This window comes from Vibrio sp. Vb1554, from assembly GCF_033344235.1.
This window is the reverse complement of the sequence record NZ_JAWPOJ010000501.1, coordinates 1-1,005: the sequence shown is the minus strand read 5'-3', so window position 1 is coordinate 1,005 and position 1,005 is coordinate 1. Positions and strand designations below refer to the sequence as shown.

Annotated in this window: 2 protein-coding genes; one reads left to right on the top strand and one right to left on the bottom strand. The window is 45.8% G+C overall.

Annotated features, from left to right (window positions below; all coding sequences use genetic code 11):
• Positions 1 to 538: MFS transporter (locus R8N28_RS27355; RefSeq protein ID WP_318183935.1), on the bottom strand; the 538-nt coding region annotated here is incomplete at its 3' end.
• A gap of 107 nt (positions 539 to 645) precedes the next feature.
• Between R8N28_RS27355 and R8N28_RS27350 the strand changes: the two genes are divergently transcribed.
• A partial coding sequence (locus tag R8N28_RS27350; RefSeq protein ID WP_318183934.1) for a LysR family transcriptional regulator occupies positions 646 to 1,005 on the top strand: 360 nt, incomplete at its 3' end.

Below are 1,005 nucleotides of genomic sequence, written 5' to 3'. Positions count from 1 at the left end.
GAACCAAATAGCCAAGGATAAATATCGCCAATAAATAAAGCAGCACAAAGACAAATACCGCTTGCCAGCTAAAGTGGTACGCAATCCATCCGCCAAAAAGAGGCGCGACAATCGGCATGACAGAAGCAGTGACAGAGATATACGACAAAGCTTTCGTTAACTGCATACCGTCATAACTGTCCCGTAGCACTGAGCGCCCTAAAACAGAGGCACTGCCGGCTCCTAATCCTTGCAGCAATCGCCCTGCCTCAAGTGCAGAAATGTTATCGCCAAAGACGATACAAATGACGGTACCGATTAAACAGATGCTTTGTCCGAGAATAAAGACCGGTCGTCGTCCAATGGCATCAGAAAGCGGACCGTAAAATAGCTGTGACACACCGAAACCAACCAAAAATAACGTCACCAAACTCTGAATCGAAGGTTGTGGCAAGTTAAGGTCATGGCCAATGAGCGGTAAAGAAGGAAGATAGATACTGACGCCAACCTGGCCAGTAGCAATGATCATCATCGCAAGTAACAACGGTGTTTTACGCACTAGTCCCCTCCCACTTGTATTACAGACTTATTGCAAACAGTGTATATTTGATACTCAACGATGATAATCAGCTAAATTGGAAAGGAATTATTTCCTCGGAGGACTTAATGGATTGGATTCAAAGTGTACAAAGTTACATTCGAGTTATCGAAGAAGGCAGCTTCAATGCAGCCGCACGGAAGCTCAACACGACAAGCTCTGCCATCAGCAAGCGTATCCAGTGGTTAGAGGACAAAATTGGCGTCCAGTTACTCAAGCGTACCACTCGTTCAATAAGTCAAACCGAAGCTGGTGCCCTATTCTACGAGCGAGCCAAAGTGCAACTTGACTCTTGGCAGTCCGTGTTAGATGAAACTCGCTCAGTAAACCAGTCTCCGGCCGGTCTGTTAAAGATTGGCGCAACGTTGGCGGTAGGTTCTAAGTTTTTAGTCCACTACCTTGATGATTTTCTAGAAAAATACCCCGAT